24 protein-coding genes are annotated in these 25,896 nt (G+C 67.0%); 9 read left to right on the top strand and 15 right to left on the bottom strand.

The features are described from left to right. Nucleotides 1–8 precede the first annotated feature (8 nt). From D5301_RS13370 to D5301_RS13360, 3 genes are read right to left on the bottom strand one after another with little or no spacing between them, the layout of a single operon-like run. A complete protein-coding gene (locus D5301_RS13370) occupies nt 9–344 on the bottom strand; it encodes a hypothetical protein (RefSeq protein WP_153855941.1) in 336 nt (111 codons plus the stop codon). Further along, nucleotides 344–814, bottom strand: a complete 471-nt coding sequence (locus tag D5301_RS13365; RefSeq protein ID WP_153855940.1) for a DUF4123 domain-containing protein — start codon at nt 812–814, stop codon at nt 344–346. Before D5301_RS13365 ends, D5301_RS13370 begins: the two co-directional genes overlap by 1 nt. Then, the gene (locus D5301_RS13360) at nt 815–1,237 is read right to left on the bottom strand and encodes a PAAR domain-containing protein (protein ID WP_324187321.1); all 423 of its coding nucleotides are present in this window, start codon (nt 1,235–1,237) and stop codon (nt 815–817) included. It lies immediately after the preceding gene. A gap of 324 nt (nt 1,238–1,561) precedes the next feature. Here D5301_RS13360 and D5301_RS13355 point away from each other — a divergent pair, with 324 nt between their 5' ends. The 5 genes from D5301_RS13355 (at nt 1,562) to pgaD (ending at nt 8,748) form a co-directional block, all read left to right on the top strand. Continuing rightward, a complete protein-coding gene (locus D5301_RS13355; RefSeq protein WP_153855939.1) occupies nt 1,562–2,767 on the top strand; it encodes an MFS transporter in 1,206 nt (401 codons plus the stop codon). A 340-nt stretch (nt 2,768–3,107) separates the two neighbouring features. Continuing rightward, nucleotides 3,108–5,135 (top strand): poly-beta-1,6 N-acetyl-D-glucosamine export porin PgaA, encoded by a 2,028-nt coding sequence (gene pgaA / locus D5301_RS13350; RefSeq protein ID WP_153855938.1) that lies wholly within the window; start codon nt 3,108–3,110, stop codon nt 5,133–5,135. A 1-nt stretch (nt 5,136) separates the two neighbouring features. Beyond that, on the top strand, nt 5,137–7,023 hold the full coding sequence (gene pgaB, locus D5301_RS13345; protein ID WP_153855937.1) for a poly-beta-1,6-N-acetyl-D-glucosamine N-deacetylase PgaB: 1,887 nt from the start codon (nt 5,137–5,139) through the stop codon (nt 7,021–7,023). 1 nt (nt 7,024) lies between these two features. After that, nucleotides 7,025–8,281, top strand: coding sequence for a poly-beta-1,6-N-acetyl-D-glucosamine synthase (gene pgaC / locus D5301_RS13340; protein WP_153855936.1), 1,257 nt, complete (start codon nt 7,025–7,027; stop codon nt 8,279–8,281). After that, nucleotides 8,278–8,748, top strand: a complete 471-nt coding sequence (pgaD, locus tag D5301_RS13335) for a poly-beta-1,6-N-acetyl-D-glucosamine biosynthesis protein PgaD (protein WP_153855935.1) — start codon at nt 8,278–8,280, stop codon at nt 8,746–8,748. The genes pgaC and pgaD overlap by 4 nt, the downstream gene beginning before the upstream one ends. Nucleotides 8,749–8,886: 138 nt before the next feature. Here the strand turns inward: pgaD and D5301_RS13330 are convergent, their stop codons facing one another. From D5301_RS13330 to D5301_RS13280, 11 genes are all read right to left on the bottom strand, one after another. Beyond that, nucleotides 8,887–10,158: a glutamate-5-semialdehyde dehydrogenase gene (locus D5301_RS13330; RefSeq protein ID WP_153855934.1), complete on the bottom strand. Its 1,272-nt coding sequence runs from the start codon at nt 10,156–10,158 to the stop codon at nt 8,887–8,889. Next, nucleotides 10,155–11,312, bottom strand: a complete 1,158-nt coding sequence (proB, locus tag D5301_RS13325; RefSeq protein ID WP_153855933.1) for a glutamate 5-kinase — start codon at nt 11,310–11,312, stop codon at nt 10,155–10,157. Before proB ends, D5301_RS13330 begins: the two co-directional genes overlap by 4 nt. A gap of 11 nt (nt 11,313–11,323) precedes the next feature. Then, nucleotides 11,324–11,587 carry a YciI family protein gene (locus tag D5301_RS13320; protein ID WP_153855932.1) on the bottom strand — a complete coding sequence of 88 codons (264 nt, stop codon included), beginning with the start codon at nt 11,585–11,587 and terminating at the stop codon, nt 11,324–11,326. Beyond that, on the bottom strand, nt 11,587–12,882 hold the full coding sequence (gene argH / locus D5301_RS13315) for an argininosuccinate lyase (RefSeq protein WP_153855931.1): 1,296 nt from the start codon (nt 12,880–12,882) through the stop codon (nt 11,587–11,589). The genes D5301_RS13320 and argH overlap by 1 nt, the downstream gene beginning before the upstream one ends. A 20-nt stretch (nt 12,883–12,902) precedes the next feature. Further along, nucleotides 12,903–13,856, bottom strand: coding sequence for an N-acetyl-gamma-glutamyl-phosphate reductase (gene argC / locus D5301_RS13310; protein ID WP_153855930.1), 954 nt, complete (start codon nt 13,854–13,856; stop codon nt 12,903–12,905). After that, nucleotides 13,853–14,455: a GNAT family protein gene (locus D5301_RS13305; protein ID WP_110714349.1), complete on the bottom strand. Its 603-nt coding sequence runs from the start codon at nt 14,453–14,455 to the stop codon at nt 13,853–13,855. The genes argC and D5301_RS13305 overlap by 4 nt, the downstream gene beginning before the upstream one ends. A gap of 3 nt (nt 14,456–14,458) precedes the next feature. Then, nucleotides 14,459–15,787, bottom strand: coding sequence for an acetylglutamate kinase (locus D5301_RS13300; RefSeq protein ID WP_032129401.1), 1,329 nt, complete (start codon nt 15,785–15,787; stop codon nt 14,459–14,461). A gap of 75 nt (nt 15,788–15,862) precedes the next feature. After that, nucleotides 15,863–16,951, bottom strand: a complete 1,089-nt coding sequence (locus D5301_RS13295) for an acetylornithine deacetylase (RefSeq protein ID WP_153855929.1) — start codon at nt 16,949–16,951, stop codon at nt 15,863–15,865. Nucleotides 16,952–17,103: 152 nt separating this feature from the next. Beyond that, the gene (locus tag D5301_RS13290) at nt 17,104–18,300 is read right to left on the bottom strand and encodes an argininosuccinate synthase (protein WP_005414009.1); all 1,197 of its coding nucleotides are present in this window, start codon (nt 18,298–18,300) and stop codon (nt 17,104–17,106) included. A gap of 119 nt (nt 18,301–18,419) precedes the next feature. Further along, nucleotides 18,420–19,430 (bottom strand): N-acetylornithine carbamoyltransferase, encoded by a 1,011-nt coding sequence (locus tag D5301_RS13285; protein WP_014037861.1) that lies wholly within the window; start codon nt 19,428–19,430, stop codon nt 18,420–18,422. Nucleotides 19,431–19,763: 333 nt separating this feature from the next. After that, on the bottom strand, nt 19,764–20,327 hold the full coding sequence (locus D5301_RS13280; protein ID WP_153856130.1) for a hypothetical protein: 564 nt from the start codon (nt 20,325–20,327) through the stop codon (nt 19,764–19,766). Nucleotides 20,328–20,515: 188 nt separating this feature from the next. Here D5301_RS13280 and cysS point away from each other — a divergent pair, with 188 nt between their 5' ends. Genes cysS through D5301_RS13265 form a run of 3 tightly spaced genes read left to right on the top strand, consistent with a single transcriptional unit; the run spans nt 20,516 to nt 23,641 of the window. After that, nucleotides 20,516–21,892: a cysteine--tRNA ligase gene (gene cysS / locus D5301_RS13275; RefSeq protein WP_110712921.1), complete on the top strand. Its 1,377-nt coding sequence runs from the start codon at nt 20,516–20,518 to the stop codon at nt 21,890–21,892. Between the two features lie 52 nt (nt 21,893–21,944). Continuing rightward, the gene (locus D5301_RS13270; protein ID WP_005410372.1) at nt 21,945–22,397 is read left to right on the top strand and encodes a SufE family protein; all 453 of its coding nucleotides are present in this window, start codon (nt 21,945–21,947) and stop codon (nt 22,395–22,397) included. Continuing rightward, a complete protein-coding gene (locus D5301_RS13265) occupies nt 22,394–23,641 on the top strand; it encodes an MFS transporter (RefSeq protein ID WP_324187320.1) in 1,248 nt (415 codons plus the stop codon). The genes D5301_RS13270 and D5301_RS13265 overlap by 4 nt, the downstream gene beginning before the upstream one ends. 498 nt (nt 23,642–24,139) lie before the next feature. Here D5301_RS13265 and dksA read toward each other — a convergent pair whose 3' ends face one another. Continuing rightward, nucleotides 24,140–25,369, bottom strand: a complete 1,230-nt coding sequence (gene dksA, locus D5301_RS13260; RefSeq protein WP_110712923.1) for an RNA polymerase-binding protein DksA — start codon at nt 25,367–25,369, stop codon at nt 24,140–24,142. Between the two features lie 271 nt (nt 25,370–25,640). Between dksA and yidD the strand changes: the two genes are divergently transcribed. Continuing rightward, entirely contained in the window at nt 25,641–25,895 is a 255-nt protein-coding gene (gene yidD, locus D5301_RS13255; protein WP_014037867.1) for a membrane protein insertion efficiency factor YidD, read from the top strand. Nucleotide 25,896 lies beyond the last annotated feature (1 nt).

The raw sequence follows: 25,896 nt of genomic DNA, 5'->3' as shown, positions 1-25,896 counted from the left end.
GATTGCTCCTAGTACCCTGCCAGATTCGACAACAGATCCGCCGCCGCCAGATTCGGGTGCTCCGCGTTACGTATCCACATGCCCACCGCAGGGACGGCCCGCAAACCGCACGCCCATGCCACGTCCGCCTTCACCCAGCGCACCAGCACCGGCAGGTGCGTGATGCGCAGCACATAGGCTGCATGGTCATGGCTTCGCACCACCTCATCCATCAATGCGCCATCGCTCAGATGACCGCCCCTGCCGGAGTACTCCTCGCGAATCTCCCGGCACAACAACGGGAAAAAAGTGGAGGGGTCAGGCAGGCGCAGCAGGGCCTCCTGATCCTCGTTGATCTCAAACATCAACCGGTCTCCGCTGCATACAACGCGTCACGTTCCACGGCGTAGTGCTGGCCCAGCACCTGGAAGCGCCACTGCCGCAGCGGGCCCATCAGCTGCCTGCGCTGCTGCAGCGTGAACGCCCGCTGCAAGCGCAGGAACACACGACCATCCCAGTAACGCAGCAGCGCCAGCTTGCCGCTGGGGCGGCGCAGGTCCAGGCAGGCTTCCAAGTGCTGGAACACTGCTTCAAATCCAGCTTCGCTGCTGAGCCAGGCCACGACCGGCTTGTTCATTTCCAGCGCGCGCAACCATCCATCCACCGGGGTCTGGTGCTGCGCGGGCAACTGGATCAACCAGGGCCCGAGGCTGGCATGCGCAGCCTCGGGCTGGCGTGCCAACAGGGGCCGGTGCGGCAGGTCCTGGGCGTACCAGGCCAGCGCCTTGGCCGTGTCGGCATAGGCCGCTGCATCGACAATGACGTATCGGTTCATTCAGCGCCCCAGGAAGGTCGCGCCGGAGCGCGAGGCGGCCAGCAGGCATGCTTCGCACACGGGCGGCTTGCCGGCCTGCGGCAGTACGGGCAACGGGGCCAGATCCGAAGCAGCAGCGACGTGGCTGACGCCGTCAGCCACGCTGCCTCCCCCGCCCATGTCCACATAGACCCGGGATTGCCTGCCGGCAATCAGCGAGCAGTCGCATGAGAGCCTGTCGCCGTGGCGCGCGACGGGCTGGCCTTCAAACGTCAGCGTGATGTCGCTGCTGACGATGGTGGTCACGCGCTGGTGCTTGGGGCAGGTGGCTTTGTCGCCCACCCGCGCAACGGCCATGCCCTCGATGTCGGTAACCGGGGAGCCGGTGATGACCCTGCCACCGCCCGTGGTTGCGTCACCCACCACAATCAACGTCCTTGCCACCCTGCAATCCTTCGGCCATGGATGTGGCCCGAACCTAGCAACGCCCCACACCCCCTGCACTTCAATGCGGCGTCCATCGCGGCGTGCCTGCCGCGGCCAAACGCGCGCAGGAGTCCGCAACGCAAGGGGTTGGCTGGATCACGGTGCCTACCCAGGCCGCACCGGCCGCCCTCACCCGGCTATGCAGATCGCGACAAATCGCGCCAACAGGACCTCACCTCGCCAGCCACGTACAATGGCGCCCTCCCCCACCCACCGCGCCGGCACAGCCCGGTGCGGCGCTGCATGCCAAGACACGGCGTGCGACACCTGCAAGGACCACCGATGAGTTCCTCCACCTCCGATTCGCCGTCGCTGCTGCACGGTCGCGTCCTCGCGTTCGCCGCGATCCTGCTGGCCGCGATCAACCTGCGCACCGCGGTCACCTCGATCACACCGCTGCTGGACGTGCTCGGCCAGCAGTTCGGTTTCGGCACCACCATGACCGGCGTGCTGGGTATGCTGCCGACCGCCTCGTTCGCGCTGTTCGGCGTGGCCACGCCGGCACTGGCGCGGCGCCTCGGGCTGGAGCGCACCACGCTGCTGGCGATGGTGATGGCGATGGCCGGACTTCTCCTGCGCTCCAGCGCCGGCAATGTCGGTACCCTGTTGTTCGGTTCAGTGGTGGCACTGGCTGGCATGGGCATCGGCAACGTGGTGGTGCCGCCGCTGGTGAAGCGCTATTTCGCCAACAAGGTCGGCACCATGAGCACGCTCTACATCAGCGTGCTGCAGCTGGGCACGATGCTGCCGGCGCTGCTGGCGGTGCCGGTGGCCAACGCCGCGGGCTGGCGCGTGTCGCTGGGCATGTGGGCGCTGCTGGCGCTGGCCGCTGCGCTGCCGTGGCTGCTGCTGGCCACGCGCGCGCCGAAGCCGCAGGCCGACGCCACCGATCCAACCGCGCAGCCGCACGGCAAGGTCTGGCGCACGTCGCTGGGCTGGAGCATGACGCTGATGTTCGGCATGACCTCGCTGATGACGTACTCGATGTTCACCTGGCTGCCGCGCATCGTGGTCGAGGCCGGTGGCACGCCCGCGTTCGGTGGCGTGATGGTGGCCGTGTTCTCGGCCCTGGGCCTGCTGCCGTCGCTGGTCATTCCATCGATGGCGGTACGCATGCAGAACCCGTTCCCGCTGGTGCTGATCGGCTTCTTCTCGTTCGTGATCGCCTTCACCGGGCTGCTGCTGGCACCGATGAAGGCGCCACTGCTGTGGGCCTGCCTGCTCGGCGTTGGCCCGTCCACCTTCCCGCTGGCGCTGACCCTGATCAACCTGCGCACCCGCACCCCCACCGGCTCGGCAGCGTTGTCCGGCTTCATGCAGGGCGTGGGTTACAGCTTCAGCTGTCTGGGCCCGTTCCTGGTCGGCTGGCTGCACACGGTCAGCGACGGCTGGACTCTCCCGTTCAGCTTCCTGTTCGGCTGCGCCACCCTGATGCTGTGCGCCTCGTGGGTGGCCTGCAAGCCACGCAAGCTGGAAGATCTCTGGTGATCGTCCGGGGCCGCCTGCCGGCCCCGACCCTCCCTCATCAGCCTTCACGCGCATTTTGACGCCGGGCTGACAATTCCGGGCGGATAGTGCCCACGAATGCCCAACCTTGCCGCGTGCCGGCATCGGGCATGGGGGCGGCATCGCCGCCCGGGCCACCACTCGGTGTGCGGGGGACTCTCGTTTCAGACAAGACATTGCAGGTCGCTGTCCGGGTTGTACCCGCCCTTCTGGGCGGCATGCACGAAGGGAGTGACGCGGGCCACGGCCACGCCAAAAGCTGGCATGTGATGTGCGTCACACTTTTACAGGTTGTCTGGTTCGGAAGCCAAGGGGGTCCCCAATGGTTGTCCACCGTCGGCTGGCGTTCTGCGTCGGCCTTGCCTGCACCGCCCTGGCCTGGGCCAGCAGCGCTGCCCCGCCCGACCGCGAGGCGGCCCTGACCGAGATCGGCCGCTACCGCGACCAGGCGCGTTGGCTGGATGCCTTGGGCGCGATCGAACGTGCCAGCCAGCAGCAGCCCAACGACGACCTGCTGTTCAAGCTGCGCGTGCTGACCCTGGGCGACATCGGCAATGCCTGGCGCGCCTGGGAGCTGTACCAGCAGCGCCCTCAGCTGTTCGACGATGCACAGAAGCAGCGCCTGGAAGGCGACTACCTGGCCAAGCTGGTGGTCTGGAGCCTGGCCTACAGCAGCAGCGAGGACAGCCGCCTGGAAGAGGCCGAATCGACGCTGGCGCGCATGCAGCGCTACTTCGGCGGTGAAGGTACGCCCTCCGCACAGGCTCCCCTGCGCATCCGCATGGACCGGCTGATCCTGCTCAACCGGCTGGGCCGCCATGCACAGGTCCGCGAGGAAGCCCGGGCCCTGCAGGCCGAAGGCCACCCCCTGCCCGACTACGTGCTGCCCGCCGTGGGCGATTCGTTGATGGGCACCCTGCACCCGGAGGAGGCCATTCCGGTGCTGCAGGCCGCGGTGACCGGCGACCCGACACGCGACGCCTCGCATTCGGAGCTGGCCTACGCCTACCTGGAAAGCGAGCAGCAGGAAAAGGCCATCGACCTGCTGCAGGCATGGCATGACAAAGAGCCAGCGTGGCGCTGGAGCAACGGCAAGTCACCGTATGCGAACTGGTCGCGCTACGAGGCCGATCTCAACCTGGCGATGGTGCGCGCGTACAGCGGCGACCTGCCGACCGCACAATGCGACCTGGAATCGATGGTCGACATCGCACCGGGGAATGGCGGCCTGCAGAGTGCGTTGGGCAGCGTGTACATGATGCGCGGCTGGCCACGCAGGGCGCTGCAGCGCCAGCAGATGGCACACGCACTGGACCCGCGTGACATCGAACCGCGCCTGGGCATGGAAGAAGCCTACGTTGCCCTGCAGCGCGACGACCTGGCACGCCCGCTGCACGATGACCTGATCGCGCGCTATCCCACCCAGCCGGCGGTCGAACGCATGGACCAGGCCTGGCGCGCGCATCGCGGCTGGCAGCTGAAGGCATGGACCGACATCGGCCACAGCTCCGGGGGCGGTGGCACCTCGCCACTGGGCAACAACGATCGCCACTACGGCGTGGAAGTGGAGACGCCGATCCTTGATGACCGCTGGCGGTTGTTCGCCCTCGCCGACCGGCGCTCGACCGACTTCCAGGACCAGCGCATCGATCCGCTCTGGCTCGGTGCGGGCGTGCGTTACCGCTTCGGGCGGCTGGATGCAGAAGCAGCGGTGCTGCGCGCCAACGACCACATCGGCGATACCGGGCTGCGCGCCGGCGTCGGCTGGCAGTTCAACGACTACTGGCATGCTGGCGTGGTGGCCGCGCGCAATGATCCGGAAGCCTCGATGCAGGCGCGCGCGGCCGGCATCACCGCCGACAGCGTGAGCGCCCAGGTGGACTACCGGCGCAGCGAGCTCACCCACTGGATGTTCGGCGCCAGCCGCTTCCGCTACGACGATGGCAACCATCGCGAGCTGTTCAGCGCCGGCCTGGAACAGCGCCTGCTGACCCGCCCCCGCTGGCTGATCGATGGCCTGGCCAGCGCCTACACCAGTCGCGGCAGCCGCGACGATGCGCCCTACTTCAACCCGAAACGCGACCGCATGGTCGAGATCGGCCTGCGCATCGACCAGCAGCTGTGGCGGCATTACGAGCGCCACTTCCGGCATCGGCTGACTGTCTCGCTGGGTGATTACTGGCAGGACGGTTTCGGCAGTGCACTGGTGCCGTCGGTGTCCTACATGCATGAGTGGCAACTGGGCCCCGGCCGCGTGTTCGAGTACGGCGTGCGCTGGTCACGGCCGGTCTACGACGGCCATCGCGAACGCCATATCGGCTTCGAAGCCGCATTGCGCTGGGGAGACTGACATGGCCCGCATCCTGCGACTGATCGTGCTCCTGCTGCTGGCCAGCGTGCCGCCGGCGTTCGCGCAGCAACCCCTGCATCTTGATGCGATCGACAACGGCCTGCTGATCCTCAGCTACCACGACATCCGCGACCAGGTGGCCGCCAAGGGTGATGCCGATACCTATGCGGTGAGCACGCAGAACTTCGCCGCGCACCTGGACTGGCTGGGCGCACATGGCTACCACCCGGTATCGCTGTCGCAGCTGATCGAGGCCTCGCAGGGCCGCGCCACGCTGCCGCCCAAGCCGGTGCTGCTTACCTTCGATGATGGCCTGCGCAGTGTCTACGACAAGGCTTTTCCGCTGCTGCAGGCCTATCGCTACCCGGCCCTGGTGGCGGTGATCACCGACTACGTCGACATGGCGCCAGGGCGCACCATCGATTACGGCTACCGCCCGTTCGGGCATGACGACTTCGTCACATGGGCGCAGCTGAAGCAGATGCACGACAGCGGCCTGATCGAAGTGGCCAGCCATACCGATGACCTGCACCACGGCGTGCTCGCCAATCCGCAGGGCAATTCCACGCCGGCGGTGGTCACCCGCATCTACAGTCCGGCCACGCACAGCTACGAAAGCGAGGCGCAGTACGAACAGCGCCTGCGTGCCGACCTGTCGCGCAGCGTGCAACGCATCCAGCAGCATCTGGGCGTGCGCCCGCGCGCCATCGTCTGGCCATATGCGGCCTACAACCAGCTGAGCAACGACATCGCCGAGCAGCTGGGCATGCCGGTCTCGTTCGACCTGGAGGGTCGCAGCACGCCGGTGGCCAGCGACCTGCACGGACTGGCGCGGTTGCTGGTGAGCGACAACCCGACGGTGGAAGGCCTGGCCTATGAACTTCGCCGTGATGTCGCACTCGACGGTATCCGCGCCCTGCAGATCGATCTGGACGATGTGTATGACCCCGATCCGGCGCAGCAGGCGCGCAATCTCGATGCATTGATCGAGCGGGTCAAGCGCATCGCGCCGACTCACGTCTACCTGCAGGCCTTCGCGGATCCGGACGGCAACAACACTGCCGATGCGCTGTACTTCCCCAACCGCCACATGCCGATGCGGGCGGACCTGTTCAGCCGCGTCGCCTGGCAGCTGAAATCCCGCGCGGGCGTGAAGGTCTACGCGTGGCTGCCCGTGCTCGGCTTCGAGCTGCCCGACCCGGTGCAGCGCCAGGCGTTGGCGATCCACAACGGTGATGCAGATGGCATGTACCGGCTGGACTTCACCAACCCGAAGGCGCGCCAGATCATGCTCGACATCTACGAGGACCTGGCGGTCAACTCGTACTTCGAGGGCCTGCTGTTCCATGACGATGGCTACCTGCGCGACACCGAGTTGCCCAGGCTGGCGGCCGGCGATGGTGGCAGCGCCCGCACGCAGGCATTGATCGACTTCACCCTGGCACTGCGTGACAGCGCGCAGCGCTGGCGACCGAAGCTGGCCACGGTGCGCAACCTGTATGCCGAGCCGGTGCTGCGTCCACAGAGCGAGGCCTGGTTCGCGCAGCGCCTGGACCTGTTCAACAAGGCCTACGACCAGACCGCACTGATGGCGATGCCGTGGATGGAAGGCAGCAAGCACCCCGAACGCTGGCTCGACCAGCTGCTGGCCGCAGTGCGCGTGCACGACCCGCAACTGCAGCACACGCTGTTCGAGCTGCAGACCGTCGATTGGCGCAGCGGACAGCCGATTCCCGCCGAGCGCCTGCGTGCGCAGATCCGCCAGCTGCAGGCGCAGGGTGTGCACCACTTCGCCTGGTACCCGGACGATTTCATCGCCGACCAGCCCTCCACCCGTGATGCCCGCGCGGCAATGTCCGCCGGCAACTTCCCGTACCCGGAGAAGTGACATGGACATGCATCCGTTGCTGCAGGTCCTGTTCCAGTTCGCCTTCTACTACCCGATGGTGATGGCGTTCTTCTGGATGTCCGGCGGGCTGTATTACTACTTCCGGCGCGAGCGCCACTCGCGACCGCGCAACGATCCGCCGCTGATGGTCGATCCTCCCTTCGCCAGCCTGCTGATTCCCTGCCACAACGAGTCCGCGAACCTCGACGACACGCTCGGCGCGGCACTGGCGCAGCGCTACCCGGCCGACTATGAAGTGATCGCCATTGATGACGGCAGCAGCGATGACACCGGTGCGAGGCTGGATGCGCTCGCTGCGAAGCATCCGCGGCTTCGCGTGCTGCACCTGGACCGCAACCTGGGCAAGGCCAACGCCCTGCGCATGGGCGCACTGGCGGCGCGCTCGGAGTACCTGGTGTGCATTGACGGCGACGCGATGCTGGAAGAACACGCGCTGCACTGGATGATCTGGCATCTGGTCAGCGGCAATCGGGTCGGTGCCGTCACCGGCAACCCGCGCATCCGCAACCGCTCCACCCTGCTCGGTCGCCTGCAGGTGGCCGAGTTTTCCTCGATCATCGGCATGATCAAGCGCGCGCAGCGCGTGTATGGACGCATCTTCACCATCTCCGGGGTGATCGCCGGCTTCCGACGCACCGCCCTGCACCAGGTCGGCTGGTGGTCCGATGACATGGTGACCGAAGACATCGACATCAGCTGGCGCCTGCAGCGCGCGCACTGGGACATCCGCTACGAGCCCAACGCACTGTGCTTCATCCTGATGCCGGAAACCCTGAAGGGACTGTGGCGGCAGCGGCTGCGCTGGGCCCAGGGCGGCGTGGAGGTGATGCTGCGCCATGCGCGCTCGCTGCTGCACTGGAAGGAGCGGCGCATGTGGGGCGTGCTGCTGGAGTACGTGCTGAGCGTGATCTGGGCCTACACCATGCTGTTCATCGTGCTGCTGTGGGCGCTGGGCAAGTTCATCGAGCTGCCGCCGCAGCTGCATATCGCCAGCCTGCTGCCGGAGTGGCATGGCGTGATCCTGGCGCTGGTCTGCCTGCTGCAGTTCGCCAGCAGCCTGATCATCGACCGGCGTTACGAAACACAGATTGGACGCAACTACTTCTGGGTCATCTGGTACCCGATGGCGTACTGGCTGATCAGCCTTTCCACCACCCTGGTGGCGCTTCCCAAGACCCTGCTGCGCCGTCGCAGCAAGCGCGCCACCTGGACCAGTCCTGATCGGGGTATCCGATGAACGCACAACACCCGTCCAACCGCTTCGACTCGCGGATGATCCGCAAGCCACACCATCAACCGCGCTTCCAGCGCACTGCCTGGGGGTTCGTCACGCTGGCGTTCTGGGGCTTCTACTTCTACCTGTGGGCGCCCTTGGTCACTCTGCTCTCGTGGCTGATCGGCGGCCAGCTGGCCTGGCGGCAGCTGTACGAACGGCAAAGCCAGTTCGATCCCTATGTGCTGGTGGCACTGCCGCTGATGCTGTTATGTGCCAGCGTGCTGCTGATCGGCTGGGCCGAATACAACCGCGCGCGCTTCCGTGGCCACGAGCGACGCCTGCCGCGACCACTGGCCAGCCTCAATCAAGTCGCGGCCGATCTGGGTGCCAGCACCGGCCTTGCCGAGCGCCTGCTGGGCTGCAAGGCCGCCACGCTGCACATGGACGATCATGCGCGGCCGATCGGCATCCGCCGGGAAGTGGTGTAACTCGATTGCCCTGGGTGCCGACCTTGGTCGGCACTTGCTTTGGTAGATGCCGACCTTGGTCGGCGCTTGGGCCTGGTGGGTGCCGACCTTGGTCGGCACCGGGGTCTACCGCGAAGAGCATCCACGCATGGCGTGGCTCTACTTGCGGGTCTGCCCTTCGCCGCGCACCACGAAGCGTTCGACGGTGAGTGCCTCCAGCCCCATCGGGCCATACGCGTGCAGGCGCGTGGTGGAGATGCCGATCTCGCTGCCCAGGCCCAGCTGGCCGCCGTCGGAGAAACGCGAGGACGCATTGACCATCACCACCGCCGAGCGCAGTGCGTTGACGAAGCGCTCGGCATGGCCGGCGTCTTCGGTGGCGATCACTTCGGTGTGGTCGGAGGTATAGGTGCGGATGTGCGCGATAGCCGCATCGAGGTCGTCGACCACGCGCACCGCCAGCACCAGATCGAGGAACTCGGCGGCATAGTCGTCTTCGGTGGCGGCGGTGCTGCCCGGCAGCAGCGGTTGCGCCAATGCATCGGCGCGCAGCTGCACACCGCGCTCACCCAGCGCCTGCGCCACGCGCGGCAGGAACGATTTGGCCACGTCGTGGTGCACCAGCAGCGTCTCCAGCGAGTTGCAGGCTGCAGGGCGGCTGCATTTGCCATCCACCAGCAGGTCAATGGCCTTGCCGAGGTCGGCACTGGCATCCACGAACAGGTGGCAGACGCCCTTGTAGTGCTTGATCACCGGCACCCGCGCATGCTCGGCAACGAAGCGGATCAGGCCTTCGCCGCCTCGCGGAATCGCCAGATCGATCAGCTCATGCAGCTGCAGCAGTTCCAGCATCGCTTCGCGGCGCAGGTCGGTCAGCACGGTCACCGCCGCCGGCGGTACGCCGTTGGCCTTCAATGCGCCGGACAACGCTTGGGCGATGGCGGTGTTGGAGTGGATCGCCTCGGAGCCTCCGCGCAGGATCACGCCATTGCCGGCCTTCAGGCACAGGGCGGCCGCTTCGGCGGTCACATTCGGGCGGGCTTCGTAGATCATCGCGATCACCCCCAGCGGAACGCGCACCTTCTGCACACGGATGCCGTTTGGACGCACATCGTCGCGGGTGACCTGGCCGACCGGATCGGGCAGCGCAGCGACCTCACGCACGGCTTCGGCCATCGCGAACAGGCGCGCTGGGTCCAACGCAAGGCGATCAAGCATGGCCGTGCCAACGCCCTTGTCGCGCGCGGCGGCGAGGTCACGCGCATTGCCGGCCAGGATCAGCCCGGCATTCACTTCCAATGCCTGTGCCATGGCCTTCAACAGCGTGCGGCGGGCCTCACTGTCGAGGCCGGCAATCACCTGGGCCGCATCACGGCAGGCACGCGCCTGCGCTTCGATTTCGCTCATCGGGGTGTCCTTCAAACCGGTCATGGCAGCACCAGATCGTCGCGATGGACGACACTGCCGCCGTAGTTGTAGCCGAGCACAGACTGGATGTCGCGCGAATGGCGACCGGCGATCCGGCGCACATCATCGGCGGCGTACTGGCTGACGCCGCGGGCGATGCAGACACGGCCCTGTGGTGCATTCCAGCACACCTGCACCATATCGCCACGCCGGAACGCGCCTTCCGCACCGGTGATGCCGCCGGGCAACAGCGATGCACCCTTCTCGCGCATGGCCTGTGCCGCACCGGCATCGATCACGATCGCGCCTTCGGTCAGCGGTGCATGCCGCAGCCAGTGCTTGCGGGCCGCCTCGCGGCTACGCGCGGCGTGGATGCGGGTGCCGAACAGGCGGTCCTGCGCCAGTGCACGCACCACGTCGCTGCTGCGGCCGTTGAAAAGGTAGGTCTCGATGCCGAGACGACCCGCCTTGGCCGCCGCCTCAAGCTTGGTCCGCATGCCGCCGGTACCGGCGCGCGAACCTGCGCCGCCGGCCATCGCCAGCACATCGTCACTCAGTTCCGGCACGTCGTGCAACGGCTGCGCATCGGCCACGGTGCGCGGGTCCGCGCTGTACAGGCCGTCGATGTCGGTGGCAATGAACAGCGCATCGGCATCGACCAGCGCAGCCACGGTTGCCGCCAGGTTGTCGTTGTCGCCGAGCTTGAGTTCGTCCACCGACACGGTGTCGTTCTCATTGACCACCGGCAACGCGCCCAGCCGCAGCAACTCATTGAGCGTGGCACGTGCGTTGAGGTATCGGCGGCGGTTGCGCAGGTCGTCGTGGGTCAGCAGCACCTGCGCCACCGGGCGCTCGAAGAAGCGCTGCCAGAGCCCGATCAGCTGGGCCTGGCCGAGTGCAGCCAGCGCCTGCCGCGCCGCCATCGCCGCACCGGGCTCATCAGCCCGGGGAAGAATCGCGCGGCCAGCGGCGACCGCGCCCGAGGACACGATCACCACCTCGCGTCCGGCCAGCACGTTGGTCGAGACGAACTGCGCCAGGCCCAGTGCGTGGCGTGGCGACAGGCCACCGCCATCGGCCGCCAACAGGCTGCTGCCAACCTTGAGCACCGCACGCCGCCACGGCGGCAGCGCCTGTTCGGGGAACGGCGAGGCGACGGTGGCGGCGTGCAGGGTCATCAGTCAGTGTCTCAGCGGGTGTTCCATTCGTGCACGGTCAGCTCGGAGGCCTGCATCGTCACCAGCGGATCGGTGGCGACGATGGCCTGCGCCTGTTCCAGGCTCTCGACGTTGCACAGCACATAGGCACCACCGCTGCCATCGGCGAAACCGCCAGTCAGCTGCAGCTTGCCTTGTGTCTGCAATGCATCGAGAAAGTCACGGTGCGGCTGCACGGCGGCGGCGTTGAAATCGGGCCGGCGCATGGCCAGCACCAGGTAGACGGTGCCGGCCATCAGGCCAGCGCCTGCCAGCGTGCGCGCAGTTCGTCCAGGCGCAGGTCGGCGGCCGAACCCGGCGACACGCGTGCGGCCAGGCTGCCTTCCGGGGTGCGTCCCTGCCCTGCACTGTCGGCGCCGGCAGCTGCGGCCTTGTAGGCCTCGCGGAACGGCACGCCGGCCACGGCCGCTTCCACGGCCACGTCGGTGGCATACATGCCCGAGTCGATGGCCGCGCGCAGCCGGTCGTCACGCCATTCCAGGTTGGCCAGCAGCGCCGGCAGCAGCTCCAGCGCGGCCAGGCCACGGCCGAAACCGTGGAAGATCGCGCCCTTGGACGACTGCAGGTCACGATGATAACCGGACGGCAGCGACAGCAGCTGTTCGATCTCGGTGCGTGCAGCGGCGACGCTGGCGTGGGTCGCACGCATCAGTTCGATCACGTCCGGGTTGCGCTTGTTGGGCATGATCGAACTGCCGGTGGTGTACTGCGCCGGCAATGCCACGAAACCGAATTCGGCGCTGGTGAACAGCGACAGATCCCAGGCAATGCGGCGCAGGTCCAGCGTGGCACCGCCGAGGGCTTCCAGTGCGGCCAGCTCGAACTTGCCGCGCGACAGCTGCGCGTAGATCGGCGAAACCTGCATGCGCGCAAAGCCCAGCGCCGCCGTGGTGTGCTCGCGGTCCAGCGGCAGATTCACACCGTAGCCGGCAGCCGTGCCAAGCGGGTTGGCGTCGACCAGCGCATGGGTATCCCGGGCACGGATGGCATTGTCGATGAAGGCCTCGGCCCATCCGGCCCACCACATGCCGGCCGAGGACACCACGGCGCGCTGGATATGGGTGTAGCCGGGAATCGGCAGGTCCTTCTCGGCCTGCGCACGGTCCAGCGCGACCTTGGCAACTTCTGCGCTGAGCTGGGCCACACGCTGCAGCTTCTCCTTCAGCCACAGACGGGTGGCGACCAGGATCTGGTCATTGCGGCTGCGGCCGGTGTGGATCTTGCGGCCGGCATCGCCGAGGCGTTCGGTCAGGCGCGCTTCGATCGCCGAGTGGCCATCTTCGTACTGCGTGTCCAGCACGAAGCGGCCTTCGCGGAAGTCCTGCGCCAACACGTCGAGCTCGCGCAGCAGGCCGGCCAGTTCATCGGCGCTGAGGATGCCGATGTGCTGCAGGCCCTGCGCATGCGCGGCGCTGGCGGCGATGTCATGCAGGAAGAACTCGCGGTCGAGGATCACGTCGTCGCCGGCGAGGAAGGTCTGGATCTGGGCGTCGACGGCGACGCCGGGCTTCTGCCAAAGAAGGTCTGCCATGGGGGCTCCGGAATACGTGTTCAGTGCGGGATCGACGTCAGTTCGTCGATGCCCAGCGCGAGGTTGAGGTTCTGCATGGCCTGGGTGGCCGCGCCCTTCAGCAGGTTGTCCAGGGTCGCCACCACCACCACCCGCTTGCCGCCCGGGGCCAGGGTGAAGCCACCGACCTGGGCACCGTGGCGGCCGGCGATGCGGCTGACCCACGGCGCTTCATCCACCACCTCGATCAGCGGTTCGCCCGCATAGGCCTGCTGGAAACGCTCGACGATCTGTTCGCGAGTCTGCACGCGGTTCAGCCACAGGTTGGCGGTGAGCGTGATGCCACGGAAATGCGGCGCGACGTGTGGCATGAATTCAACCGCCACGCCCAGCTGGACCGACACTTCGCGCTCGTGCACGTGGTTGGTCAGCGCATACGGCATCAGGTTGTCGGCCAGCAGTTCGACGTTGTTCTTGTCCGACGGCGTGGTGCCGGCGCCGGAATAGCCGGACACACCGAAGCACTGCGGCGGACCGGCCAGCAGGTCCAGCAGCGGATGCACCGCCAGCTGCATCGCCGTGGCATAGCAGCCCGGGTTGCTGATGTGCTTCTGGCCGTTGTAGCGGCCGCGGGTCAGCTCCGGCAGGCCGTAGTACCAGCTGTTGTCGAAGCGGTAGTCGGCCGACAGGTCGACGATGACGGTGTCCGGCTTCGCCGCGTCCAGTGCGGCCACGAACGGTGCGGCCAGGCCGTTGGGCAGGGCCAGGATCACCGCGTCCACGCCCTTGGCGGCCACGGCGTCGGCGTCCAGGTTCTCGTACTGCAGCTCGCCCTGGAATTCCGGATGGTGGTCGGACAGGCGCTGCCCGGCGCGTTCGCGCGAGGACACGAAGGCCAGCTTCAGCCGCGGGTGTGCGGCCACCAGCTTGATCAGCTCGGCGCCGGTATGGCCACGGGCGCCGACGATGCCCAGGGTGAAAGTCGAATCGTTCATGCGTGGCTGTCCAGGCGGTGCTGCAGGTGGCGCTTCACGCCCTGCCATTCCGTATCGATGATGGAGAAGATGACCGTGTCGCGCGGCGTGCCGTCGGCATGCCGCTTGTGGTTGCGCAGCACGCCGTCCTGCTTGGCGCCGAGGCGGGCGATGGCGGTGCGCGAGGTGAAGTTGAACCAGCTGGTTTCCAGCACCAGGCTGATGCAGCCCATGGTTTCGAAGGCGTGCTGCAGCAGCAACAGCTTGGTTTCGGTGTTGACGCCGGTACGCTGCACGCGCGGTGCATACCAGGTGTAGCCGAGGCTGAGCTTGGGCACGCCGGCATCCAGGTCGTAGAAGCGGGTGGTACCCACGATGTCACCTGCCGCATCGAGGATCACGAACGGCAGCACCTTGCCTTCCACCTGCGCCTGCAGCGCGGCCTGCACATAGTGCTCGACCCGCTCCGGCGAAGGCACCTGGGTGTACCAGAGCTGGTCCAGGCCACTGCCCTCCACGGCGGCGCGCAGGCCAGGCACATGCTCGGGCTGCAGCGGTTGCAGTGTCACGTGCTGGCCGCGCAGGGTGGGAATCGTAGTCCAGTGATCGGAATGGTCCATCATTCAGCCCTGCAGGCTCGGTGCGCGCTGGGCGCAGTGGTCGACATAGGTGCTGATCCGGTCGATGCCATCGGCGCCGTACCAGAACACCTTCCAATGGCCCTGCTTGTAGCAGCCATCGGATTCAGCATAGTAGAAATGATTGATCGGGTTGCCATTGCGCGAACGCCAGAACAGCTGCGGCGTTTCATCCCGCATCACGTTCCACACCGCGCGGCCGAGGCCTTCACCCTGTGCATCATCGAGCACGGCGAACTTGTCCAGGTACACGCCCTCGGCTTCGTCGGTGAGGATCACCGCGGTGCGGTAGTTCTCGCTGACATAGGCGCGCAGCAGCTTGGTCTTCTGGAAATAGTCAGGCACCAGCGTGCGGCCGAAGCTGGATTCGATCAGGCCCTTCAGCCGCGGCAGGTCCAGCTCGTTCCACGCGGTGGCGCGCAGCACCTTCTCGCCCTTGCGCACCAGCGTGCCCGAGCCCTTGTGGGTGAACAGTTCCTTGGCCAGGTCCGCCGGCCGCGTGATCGACACCGACGATTCCAGCGGCAGGCGGTCGAGCAGATCCTTGATCTGTTCGATCTTCACCTTCATGCCGCCGTGGATCCAAGGCTGCGCGATCAGGTGGTCGTACTCGGTGGACAGGTTGATCGAATCGATCACGCTGCCCTGCTCGTCCAGCAGGCCGCCGGTGCCGGTCAGGAAAATGATCTTGTACGGCTGCAGCTCCTGCACCAGCTCGTTGGCGGCGAAGTCGGCATTGACGTTGAGGATCTGGCCACCGGCGGTTTCGCCCAGGCTGGTGATGACCGGAATCGAACCGGCGCGCAGGCTGGCTTCGATCGGCGCCAGGTTGACCCGCTTCACTTCACCGACCAGGCCGTAGGTGTCCACGTCCAGGTACTCCGCCTCGAACACGCCACCGGTGATCGAGGTGGCGCGCGCGCCGTTCTGCTGCAGGGCTTCGACCAGGCGCAGGTTGGACTGCTGGAACACCCGGCGCACGATCGCCAGCGCTTCCGGCGAGGTCACGCGCAGACCGTTGACGGTCTGCTTCTCGATGCCGGCGGCCGACAGTTCGGCATCCAGCTGCGGGCCGGCGCCGTGCAGCACGATCGGGGTCAGGCCGACTTCCTGCAGGAACGACAGCGAAGAGGTCAGCGCGTCGAGGTCGTCGCGCAGCACCGCGCCGCCGACCTTGACCACGGCAAAGCGCTTGGCGTCCAGCTGCGAGAAGCGCTTGAGGTACTGGCTGATCTCCTTCGCGCTGGCCATGCTGGAAAGCAGGCGCACGATGGTCTGGCGGGTCTGGCGGTGGGGCTGGAGGGCAGGAGACATTTCGGTTTCGTCACAGGCGGCGGTCGCCGCGTTGCAGTTCCACCCGGCCAGGGCCGGGCGGCGTTGTGGGGTCGATCAGGCGCCGGCGGCGATGATGCGGTGCACGGCGTCGGTGTAGCGCTGCAGCTGGTCCAGCGTCACGAACTCATCGGCGGTGTGGGCCTGGGCGATGTCGCCCGGGCCGAACACCAGCGTGGTGTAGCCAGCAGCGGAGAACAGCGAGGCTTCGGTCCAGAAGTCCACCGCGTTGCCGATCGGCAGCTCCAGCGCATCGGCCACGTCGCGCGCCAGCAGGCGGCGGTTCTCGGCCTCGGCGATGTCACCGGCCGGCAGGCTGGGGCCACGGAAGGTCTCGGTGAACAGTGCCGCTTCCGGTTCGGCGAAGCCGGCGAAAGTGGCGAGCAATCCATCGATATCCATCGACGGCAGCGGACGGAACCCGAAACGCACTTCGGCGGCCGGCGCGATCATGTTGGCCTTGATCCCGCCTTCGACGCGACCGATGTTGAAGCGCAGGCCGGTGAGGCCACCGAAGCGTGCCGAGGCCAGCGATTCCACATGGCCCAATGCGCGGTTGCCCCAGCGCATGGCCTGGTGCAGCGCGCTGGCGGCCGCATCCTGCTTGCCCGAAGCGTGCCCGGCGCGGCCGGCGAACTGCATCAGCACCGAACTGATGCCACGGTGCGCCAGCACCGCTTCACTCATTGTCGGCTCCGCCACCAGCACCGCTTCATACGGCAGGCCACGGGCCAGGAACGCGGCGATGCAGCGCGGATCGTTGGCTTCCTCGTCGCTGGAGAACAGGAACGCGGCATCGCCATCACTGGCATTGGCCGCGGCCACCAGCGCGGCGGCGGCGCCCTTGATGTCACACACGCCCAGGCCGACCACACGGTCGTCCAGGCGCCGCATCACGTGCGGGTCTGCACTCCAGTGCGGCGAATCCGGCACGGTGTCCAGATGCACGTTGAACAGGTACTTCGGCGTGCCGCGCACGGCGTACAGGCTGACCGCACCGGCGCCATGGTCGATCACCTCGACGTTGAAGCCGGGCAGGTTCGCGCGCAGGTAATCGAAGATGCCACCGGTGGTGATCGCACGCGGCGGGTTGCGGGTGTCGAAGGACACCAGGGCCTGCAGGTGATCGAGCGTCTGTTCAAGCATGTGTCTGAATATCCGTAGGGTTCGAAATCGGTAGTGCCGGCCGCTGGCCGGCTCCGCAATGATCCAGCCGTGCCACGAGCCGGCCAGCGGCCGGCACTACCCTCCATTGACGTTGCGAGGCGCCGGCCAGCGGCCGGCACCCCCGTCACAGGTCAACCGCGATTGACCTGCGCATAGACAGTGGAGCTCATGCCGAACAGCTTGATGAAGCCCTCAGCCTCCTCCACGCCCCAGTCGGCCGACTGCGCGTAGGTGGCGCCCTTGGTGTTGAGCAGGTGCGGCGACTTCACCGCCACTGCATCGACGCGGCCGCCGCGGGTTTCCAGCACCACTTCGCCATTGACCTTGGCCTGCGAGGACTTCAGGAAGGCCTCGATGTCGGTCTTCAGCGGGTCGTGGTAGAAGCCTTCGTACACCAGCTCCACCCACTTGCGCGCCACGTCCGGCTTGAAGCGGTTCTGCTGCTTGGTCAGCACGGCGTCTTCCAGCGCGCGATGCGCGGCCAGCAGCGACACCAGGCCCGGGGCCTCGAACACGATGCGACCCTTCAGACCGATCACGGTGTCACCGGTGTAGACGCCGCGGCCAACACCGTAGGGGGCGAACAGCTTGTTGAGCTGGGCCAGGATCTGGTCGCCCGGCAGCGCCTTGCCGTTCAGTTCGACGGCTTCGCCCTCAACGAACTTCAGGGTCACGGTCAGCGCCTGTTCCGGCCACTCGCTGCGCGGTGCGCACCAGCCGCGGGCGCCCTCGCCCGGGGCTTCCCAGCGGTCGATCTCGCCGCCGGACATGGTCAGGCCCAGCAGGTTCTCGTTGATGGTGTAGGCCTGCTGCTTGGCACGCACGCCGAAGCCGCGCTCTTCCAGGTACTTCTGCTCGTAGGCGCGGGTCTGGGTGTGTTCCTTCTGGATCTCGCGGATCGGCGCGATGATCTGGTAGTCGCCCAGTGCCTTCACGGCCAGGTCGAAGCGGACCTGGTCGTTGCCCATGCCGGTGCAGCCGTGGGCGATGATGTTGGTGCCCAGTTCGGCGGCACGCTTCAGCGCGGCATCGACGATCAGGTAGCGGTCCGAGACCAGCAGCGGGTACTGGCCCTGGTAGCCCTCACCGGCCCACACGAACGGCTTGACGAAGCCTTCCCAGATGGCTGGGCCACCGTTGACGGTGACATGGCTGGCCACGCCCAGCTCGGCGGCGCGCTTCTCGATGAAATCACGCTCTTCATCATCCACGCCGCCGGTGTCGGCGAACACGGTGTGCACGTTGTAGCCGCGCTCCTGCAGGTACGGCACGCAGAAGCTGGTATCCAGGCCGCCGGAGAAGGCGAGAACGACGTCTTTGTTGCTCATGGGGATCAGGTCCACTTGGGGGATGGGAATTCGGTAGAGCCGACCGCTGGTCGGCTGAAATGTTGGATGCGCCGCTGCGGGAGCAGCCGACCAACGGTCGGCTCTACCCCTTGTTTGATTCAGCGCCCGGCAACCGCCGCCATGATCGCCTTCTGCACGTGCAGGCGGTTCTCGGCTTCGTTGATGGCGATGCACTGCGGCGAATCCATCACCGCGTCGGTCGCCTTCACGTTGCGGCGCAGCGGCAGGCAGTGGCTGAACACACCGTTGTTGGTCAGCGCCATCTTCCGCTCGTCCACGATGAAGTGCTTGAACTGGTCGCGGATCGGCTTTTCCGGTTCCCAGTTGCCGAAGAACGGCAGCGCGCCCCAGCTCTTGGCGTAGACCACGTCGGCACCGGCGTAGGCGCTGTCGATGTCATGGCTGATCTTCAGCGAGCCGCCGCTCTCGGCCACGTTCTGCTCGGCCCAGCCCATGTAGCGGTCGTCGAGGATGTAGTCGGCGGTCGGACACAGCAGGGTCACGTCCATGCCCATGCGGGTGGCGATGGTCAGCGCCGAGTTGGCGACTGCGGTGTTCAGCGGCTTGGGGTGGTAGGTCCAGGTCAGCACGTACTTCTTGCCACGCAGGTCCTGGGTGCCGAAGTGCTCCTGCAGGGCCATGATGTGGGCCAGCTCCTGGCACGGATGGGTGATGGTCTCCATGTTGATGACCGGCACCGGCGAGTACTTGGCGAAGCTGTTGAGGACGATGTCCTGGCGGTCGTAGGCCCAGTCGATGAACTTGGGGAACGCGCGCACGGCGATGATGTCGCAGTAACGGCCCAGCACCTTGGCCACTTCAGCGATGTGCTCTTCGGTATCGCCGTCCATCACCGTGCCGAGGTTGAACTCGATCGGCCACGCATCCTTGCCCGGCTGCAGCACCACCGCGTGGGCACCCAGCTGGAACGCACCCAGTTCAAAGCTGGTGCGGGTGCGCATGGACGGATTGAAGAACACCAGCGCGATCGACTTGCCCTTGAGCTGGTCGCCGAGCTTGTTGCGCTTGAACAGCGCGGCCTGGGTCAGCAGCGCGTCGAGATCGCTGCGGCTCCAGTCCTGGGTGTTCAGGAAGTGCTTGGGGGACATCATCTTTCCTTGCGTGGCGGCGCCGGGTTCGACGCGGTGGAAGGGAAAACAGGAACCAAAGGTGGAACGAAAAGGTTGCAGTTGCAGCTTTCAGAACATGCATTTTTGAAGCGCGAAAACGAAAAAACCCAGCCGGCGGGCTGGGTTTTTTTCGGACGAACAGCAAAAAGCTCCGGTTACCCAGCGAGGATGTGGGGTTCCGGTCGACGCGCACGCGAGGTCATGCCCGACGCCTGTCGGGCTGCGCTGCTGTCGTGCTGGAAGTCGGTGAGCTTCATGGTCATCCATCTTTGCATGCGGCCGGGGCCGGCGCAAGGGGCCGGGGTCGCAGAATCAGGGATTGCTGGCTGTACCCTGCTCGGGGCCGACCCAGGGGGTGATCGACACCCGGATCTTCAGCCGGTTGCCAGGGTCTTCCGGCAGCCGCGAGCGGTACTTGGTGCCCTTGTAGACGTAGTCCACGTCGTAGGCGATGGGCCGGCGGAACTCACGCCCCACCGGCACGATGCGGCAGTCGCGGGTCAGCATCGGGCCGTTGTTGGCCGGCGCTGGCGCCGGCGTCTCGACGGCAGTCTCCTCGGAGACCTCTTCATCGCTGCGCTTGAACATCGAGCGCACCGAGTCCCAGAAGCGGCTGATCCGTCCCTTGTCCTCGACCGGCTCTTCACCGGTGACATTGACCGGGGCCAGGGTCCGGGTCGAGATCGGCTCGCAGTGCTCTTCGGTCCGCGTCGCGCGCAGGGTCTGGAACACCGGCTCGACGTTCAGCACCTGCGCATAGTCGAACTTCACGTTCTCGACGATCACCACCCGGTTGCGCGGCTCGGCCTCCTGCGCCTGGGCCACGGAAGCCGTCGCCGACAGGCAGGCCAGGGTCAGCAACGCGGTGGATTTCATTGGCGACGGGAGCAAGGACACGGCAATAGTGTAGGCAGTGGCGAGCGCAAGGGGCTGAACATTACCCGTCCGCGCCGCTCCTGCCCACCCCACCCCGGGTGGAGCTGGCGTCCACCGGTGGCAATGGGTGCCCCCAAAGGGGGCCGACACGTTCTAAAATCACAGGCTTGTCCCCCAGCCACAGCCCCATGACCCTGCGCCTGCACAACAACCTGACTCGCCAGCTCGAACCGTTCACCCCGCTCGACCCGGCCTGTCCGACCCTGTATGTGTGCGGCCCGACGGTCTACAACTACGTGCACATCGGCAACGCCCGTGGCCCAGTGGTGTTCGGGGTGCTGGCCGACCTGCTGCGGCGCCGTTTCGGCGCGCTGCGCTACGCGCGCAACATCACCGACGTGGACGACAAGATCAACAACGCCGCGCGTGAGCAGGGCGTGCCGATCAGCACCATCACCGACAGGTTCGCCGCCGCCTACCGTGAAGACATGGCCGCGCTGGGCGTGGTGCCGCCGGACATCGAGCCGGAAGTGACCGCGCACATTCCGCAGATCATCACCATGATCGAGCAGCTGATCGCCAATGGTCATGCCTACGCCGCCGAAGGCCACGTGCTGTTCGCGGTGGCCAGCTTCGAAGGCTACGGCAAGCTCTCGCGCCGCGACCCGGAAGAGATGCTGGCCGGCGCCCGCGTCGACGTGGCCCCGTACAAGCGCGACCCGGGCGATTTCGTGCTGTGGAAGCCGTCCAGCGACGACCTCCCTGGCTGGGCGTCTCCCTGGGGCCGTGGCCGCCCGGGCTGGCACATCGAGTGCTCGGCGATGGCCGCCGCCCACCTGGGCGAGACCATCGACATCCATGCCGGCGGCGTCGACCTGCAGTTCCCGCACCACGAGAACGAGCTTGCGCAGAGCGAGTGCGCCCACGGCGGCAAGATCTTCGCCCGCTTCTGGCTGCACAACGGCATGCTCAACTTCGGCGGCGCCAAGATGAGCAAGTCGCTGGGCAACATCGAACGCGTGCACGACCTGGTCCGCCAGCACCCGCCGGAAGCGCTGCGCCTGGCCCTGCTGTCGGCCCACTACCGGCAGCCGCTGGACTGGTCCGATGGCCTCATCGAGCAGTCGGTGCGCACCCTGGACCGCCTGTACGGCACGCTGCGCGAGCTGGCGTCGGTCGAGGCCGTCGTGGCGATCCCGGCCACAGTCGAGGCGACCCTGGATGACGACCTGAACACCCCGCAGGCACTGGCCGAAGTGGCCCGCATCGCCGCAGATGCACGCCGGGCCACCGACCCGGCCGAACAGGCGCGCCTGAAGGGCGAGCTGCTCGGTGCCGGCCTGGCCCTGGGCCTGCTGCAGGCCGATCCGGCGCAGTGGTTCGGCACCGCGGCCAGCGATGACGGCGAAGATGCCCGCATCCAGGGCCTGATCGACGAGCGTGCCGCCGCCAAGCAGGCGCGCGATTTCGCCCGTTCCGACGCCATCCGCGACCAGCTGGCGGCCGAAGGCATCGTGCTGGAAGACACCCCGCAGGGCGTGCGCTGGTCGCGCAAGCGCGGCTGACCACCCTGCCCCGTGGCCGGTCCGCCGGCCACGCTCCACTGTAGAGACTGTTGTGACTGACTCCCCGTTCCCGCTTGAACCCACCGCCGCCGAGGCCCAGACCGCCATCGCCGAGGAATTCGGCTTCTTCGGCGACTGGTCCGAGCGCTACCAGTACCTAATCGACCTCGGCCGCAAGCTGCCCGCCTTCCCGGACGAATGGAAGACCGAGGAGCACCGCCTGCTCGGCTGCCAGTCGATGGTCTGGATCGTGCCGGAAGGCAATGCGCAGTCGCTGCGCTTCCACGCCATCAGTGATTCGGCCATCGTTTCCGGCCTGATCTTCCTGGCCCTGCGCGTGTACTCCGGGCGCTCGGCGCAGGAGATCCTGGATACCGAGCCCAGCTACATCCAGGACATCGGCCTGGCCCGCCACCTCTCGCCCACCCGCAGCAACGGCGTGGCGGCGATGCTGGCCTTCATCCGCGAGACCGCGCAGGCCCAGCTGCAGCGCGACCCGTCGTGAGCGAACCCGCCACGGCCGAAGACACTGCGCTGGGGCTGCTGTCCCGGCCCGGTTTTGCCAAGCTGCTGGCCTACCGCATCTTCGCGATGCTGTCCTACCAGGTGGTCGCGGTCACCGTCGGCTGGCACATCTACGAAGTCACCCGCAATCCGTTCTCGCTGGGCCTGGTTGGCCTGGCCGAGGTACTGCCGTTCTTCTGCGTCGCGCCGTTCGCTGGTTATCTGGTCGACCACCTGCCGCGCCGCCGGCTCGGCATGGTCGCCTGCTCCGGGTTGATCGCCACCGCGCTGGTGTTGACCGGCGTGGCCAAGGGCTGGCTGCCGTTCGAAGGCGTGTGGCCGATCTATGCGGCCATTGCGCTGACCGGCATGGTCCGCGCCTTCCTGTCGCCAATCTACAACGCACTGTTCGCCCGCGTGCTGGCCCGTGACCAGTTCGCACGTGGCGCTGGCCTCGGCGCCGTGGTGTTCCAGGCCGGCATGGTGGCCGGCCCGGCATTGGGCGGCGTGCTGGTCGGCTTCGGCGGCAAGGGCCTGTCCTACGCGGTGGCCACGGGCTTCGCGCTGGTGGCGATGGCCTGCCTGGCCACGCTGAAGGTGGAAGAACCGGTGCATACCGGCCCGGCCGCCCCGATCTTCAAGAGCATCGCTGAAGGCGCGCGCTTCGTGGTCGGCAACCGGATCATGGTCGGGGCGATGGCGCTGGACATGTTCTCGGTACTGCTGGGCGGCGTGGTGGCGATGCTGCCGGCGTTCCTGCACGAGATCCTGCACCACGGCCCGGAAGGCCTGGGCATCCTGCGCGCAATGCCGGCGCTGGGCTCGGTCTGCGTTGGCCTGTGGCTGGCGCGCCACCCGCTGCAACGCAATGCCGGCCGCGTGCTGCTGTTCGCGGTGGCCGGCTTCGGCCTGTGCGTGATCGGCTTCGGGCTGTCGCAGCACTTCTGGCTGTCCGCGCTGATCCTGCTGTTCTACGGGGCCTTCGACGGCGTCTCGGTGGTGATCCGCTCGACCATCCTGCAGCTGGCCACGCCGGAAGAAATGCGCGGCCGGGTGTCGTCGATCAACGGCATCTTCATCAGTTCGTCCAACGAACTGGGCGCGTTCTATGCCGGCACGATGGCGAAGCTGCTCGGCCTGGTGCCGGCGGTGGTGCTGGGCGGGTTCGCGGTGCTGAGCGTGGCCGGGATCACGGCGTGGAAGAACCCGACATTGCGGAAGCTGAATCTTCGCGACCTGCAGTGAGCCTGTAGAGCCGAGCCCATGCTCGGCTGCGTATTTCCGTGCGCCCACGCGCCGGTAGCGCCGGGCCATGCCCGGCGGGCTCTTTCCGCGACCGCGGTGGGGTGTCACTTTTCTTTTCGCGCGAAAAGAAAAGTAACCAAAAGAAACGCGCCGCCATCCGCGAGCCGGCGCTGCGCGCCGGTGCCCTGTGCTCCTCGGTGAATCAGGGGACGGCGCCGAACTCGCTGCGCTCGAACAGCGGCGCCTCTTCGCCCCTGATTCTCCTGCGGTGCTCGGCTCGCTACAAGGCGGACCCAACAGCCGCGAGCGCACGCAGGACCGTCCGCGGCATGGATGCCGCGGCCGAGCTTACAGGGATGTACTTGCAGCGTGTCCTGCCCGGCCCCACCCGCAGGCTCCCTCCTATACCTGGAAGGCGCCGTTCTACCCAGCCAACCACACCCAACAAAAAACCCGGCCGAGGCCGGGTTTTTCGCATGACCAGACAACGATCAGGAATCAGTCGCCCTGCTGCTTCTGCAGGTGCTCCCAACGCTCCTGGGCGTCGATGGTGCGCTCGGCGGTCAGGCGCGCTTCAAGGCGCTCCAGGCCGATTTCTTCGCCGGTGTCGACGCAGTAACCGTAGTCGCCGGCTTCCAGGCGCTTCAGGGTGCTGTCGATCTTGCCGATCAGCTTGCGGTAGCGGTCACGGGTACGCAGTTCCAGCGAGTTCTCGGTCTCGCGGGTCGCACGCTCGGCTTCGTCGCCGATGTCACGCACTTCCTCGCGCAGGTTCTCGATGGTCTGCTTGGACTCTTCCACCAGGTCCGCACGCCAGTTCTGCAGGCGCTGACGGAAATATTCCTGCTGCAGCGGGCTCATGTATTCCTCTTCCGAGGACGGCTTGTAGCCAGCCGGCAGGATCGGGCGGCCGGTGGCCTCGTCGGTCTTGTATTCGACCACCTTGTACTTGCTGCGCGGGGCCGGTGCCGCCGAGCGGGCGGCGACGGCCACGGCAACCTTGCCGACAGGGCGCGACACGGTCTTCGGGGCGGAATCGGATTTCACGGCGGTTTTGGCAGGCGATTTCGAAACGGGCACGGGATTCTTGGATTGCGGGGCCTTCGAAGCAGCAGGAGCGGCGGCCGGGGCCGGCTTGGGGGCCGGTTGGGCTGCTGCCACTGCCACGGTCTTGGCCGGGACAGGCTTGGCCGGAGCCGGCTTGGGGGCAGGCTTCGGTGCGGACTTCACTACGGGGGCCGGGGTCGGCTTTGCGGCCGGCGCGGCAACATTCTTGGTGACTTTCTTTACAGCGGCAGGCGTGGCCGCCGGTTTAGCCGCAGCAACCTTCTTCGCTGCAGGCTTGGCAACCGGCTTGACCGCAGCCTTCTTCACCACCGCCTTCGGCGCCGGCTTGGCTGCTGCCTTCTTCGCTACCGGCTTGGCGGCGGCCTTCTTCACCGGCGCGGCCTTGCTGGCAGCCTTCTTCACCACCGGCGCCTTCTTGCTGGCAACGGCAGGTTTGGCCTTGGCCGGCGCGGCGGCCTTCTTCGCCACCGGCTTGGTTGCCTTGACCGGCGTTTTCTTTGCGGTGGCCTTCCTGGCCGCCGGTTGCGAGGATGCTGCCTTGGTCGCCGGCTTGCTGGCCGGTTTCCTGGCAACGGGCTTTGCCGCCAACTTCTTCACAACAGGCTTGGCGGTTTTCTTGGCGGCCGTTGCGGCCTTCTTTGCAGTTTTTTTAGCAGCCACGAAACGCTCTTCCTTGGATTCCCCGGGGCCCGGGAAAGCGGGCCTTTATAGCCTACCCGACCCGCAGCAGCAACCTCGGCACCCTGCTCCATTCAGTCCTGGAGTCAAGGCGCCCAAGGGGCAGTCCGACGAACACGGACCGCCTTGCGCGGTACGGAACCTGGCCAGCACCCGAAGGTACTGGTACCGGTCGCAGGCCATCGGCGACATGCGACCAACGGCCCATCCTGCACAAATGCGGCCTTCATGCCAACTGGCATAAGATGACTGGGTGATCTCGCGCCTGCTCATCGCCCTGCTGCGCTTCTACAAGCGCTTCATCAGCCCCTTGCTGGGGCCACGCTGCCGTTTCGTGCCGAGCTGTTCTGAATACGCGATGGACGCCATCTCGCGGCACGGCCCGCTGCGCGGCAGCTGGCTGGCTGCGCGCCGGCTGGGCCGCTGCCATCCGTTCCATCCTGGCGGCTTCGACCCCGTGCCCGAGTCTCCCAACGCCCCCTCTTGCCGTTGCACAGGAAAACACTGAC

It is taken from the genome of Stenotrophomonas sp. MH181796, assembly GCF_009659995.1.
Lineage (GTDB): Bacteria > Pseudomonadota > Gammaproteobacteria > Xanthomonadales > Xanthomonadaceae > Stenotrophomonas > Stenotrophomonas riyadhensis.
Note: the sequence above shows the minus strand (reverse complement) of the source record. Positions and strands in the feature narration are given on the sequence as shown.

What these genes read in the sequence shown, in the direction of transcription:
- argH (WP_153855931.1), bottom strand. Translation starts at nt 12,882, where the DNA reads ATGGCAGACCTTCTTTGGCAGAAGCCCGGCGTCGCCGTCGACGCCCAG.
- pgaC (WP_153855936.1), top strand. Translation starts at nt 7,025, where the DNA reads ATGGACATGCATCCGTTGCTGCAGGTCCTGTTCCAGTTCGCCTTCTAC.
- D5301_RS13285 (WP_014037861.1), bottom strand. Translation starts at nt 19,430, where the DNA reads ATGTCCCCCAAGCACTTCCTGAACACCCAGGACTGGAGCCGCAGCGAT.
- argC (WP_153855930.1), bottom strand. Translation starts at nt 13,856, where the DNA reads ATGAACGATTCGACTTTCACCCTGGGCATCGTCGGCGCCCGTGGCCAT.
- D5301_RS13330 (WP_153855934.1), bottom strand. Translation starts at nt 10,158, where the DNA reads ATGACCGGTTTGAAGGACACCCCGATGAGCGAAATCGAAGCGCAGGCG.
- D5301_RS13320 (WP_153855932.1), bottom strand. Translation starts at nt 11,587, where the DNA reads ATGGCCGGCACCGTCTACCTGGTGCTGGCCATGCGCCGGCCCGATTTC.
- pgaD (WP_153855935.1), top strand. Translation starts at nt 8,278, where the DNA reads ATGAACGCACAACACCCGTCCAACCGCTTCGACTCGCGGATGATCCGC.
- cysS (WP_110712921.1), top strand. Translation starts at nt 20,516, where the DNA reads ATGACCCTGCGCCTGCACAACAACCTGACTCGCCAGCTCGAACCGTTC.
- pgaA (WP_153855938.1), top strand. Translation starts at nt 3,108, where the DNA reads ATGGTTGTCCACCGTCGGCTGGCGTTCTGCGTCGGCCTTGCCTGCACC.
- D5301_RS13300 (WP_032129401.1), bottom strand. Translation starts at nt 15,787, where the DNA reads ATGTCTCCTGCCCTCCAGCCCCACCGCCAGACCCGCCAGACCATCGTG.
- D5301_RS13355 (WP_153855939.1), top strand. Translation starts at nt 1,562, where the DNA reads ATGAGTTCCTCCACCTCCGATTCGCCGTCGCTGCTGCACGGTCGCGTC.
- D5301_RS13305 (WP_110714349.1), bottom strand. Translation starts at nt 14,455, where the DNA reads ATGGACCATTCCGATCACTGGACTACGATTCCCACCCTGCGCGGCCAG.
- pgaB (WP_153855937.1), top strand. Translation starts at nt 5,137, where the DNA reads ATGGCCCGCATCCTGCGACTGATCGTGCTCCTGCTGCTGGCCAGCGTG.
- D5301_RS13280 (WP_153856130.1), bottom strand. Translation starts at nt 20,327, where the DNA reads ATGAAATCCACCGCGTTGCTGACCCTGGCCTGCCTGTCGGCGACGGCT.
- D5301_RS13365 (WP_153855940.1), bottom strand. Translation starts at nt 814, where the DNA reads ATGAACCGATACGTCATTGTCGATGCAGCGGCCTATGCCGACACGGCC.
- D5301_RS13370 (WP_153855941.1), bottom strand. Translation starts at nt 344, where the DNA reads ATGTTTGAGATCAACGAGGATCAGGAGGCCCTGCTGCGCCTGCCTGAC.
- proB (WP_153855933.1), bottom strand. Translation starts at nt 11,312, where the DNA reads ATGACCCTGCACGCCGCCACCGTCGCCTCGCCGTTCCCCGAACAGGCG.
- D5301_RS13290 (WP_005414009.1), bottom strand. Translation starts at nt 18,300, where the DNA reads ATGAGCAACAAAGACGTCGTTCTCGCCTTCTCCGGCGGCCTGGATACC.
- D5301_RS13295 (WP_153855929.1), bottom strand. Translation starts at nt 16,951, where the DNA reads ATGCTTGAACAGACGCTCGATCACCTGCAGGCCCTGGTGTCCTTCGAC.